General features: G+C 59.7%; 1 pseudogene. It reads right to left on the bottom strand.

From position 1 onward, the window contains the following. Positions 1-298 (bottom strand): annotated as a pseudogene (locus tag AF337_RS11040) (hypothetical protein); the annotation flags it as partial.

Raw genomic sequence — 298 nt, 5'->3', positions numbered from 1 at the left:
GAGTATCGACGCGTCCCTCGATCTTGCCCGTCATGTCGACGTCGTAGACATCGGACTTGGCGCTGACCTTCGGAAACTCGACGGTGAGCCGGCCATCGCGGAAGAGCTTTTTCGCCATCTCGTCGCCGCTTTGCTCCGGCGGCTTGGCGTTGAAATCCATCGCCATGAGCGCGTCGCCGAAGGTTGCGAAATCCAGATTCGGAATGGCGAGTTGCAGATCGAAATTGGTCGGCACGAAGGGCGAATAACTTGCCGGCATCGCCGGGCTGTCGAGGCTGATGTCCTGAGCGTCGATACC

Origin of the sequence: Rhizobium ecuadorense (assembly GCF_001187535.1) — a bacterium.
Lineage (GTDB): Bacteria > Pseudomonadota > Alphaproteobacteria > Rhizobiales > Rhizobiaceae > Rhizobium > Rhizobium ecuadorense.
Note: the sequence above shows the minus strand (reverse complement) of the source record. Positions and strands in the feature narration are given on the sequence as shown.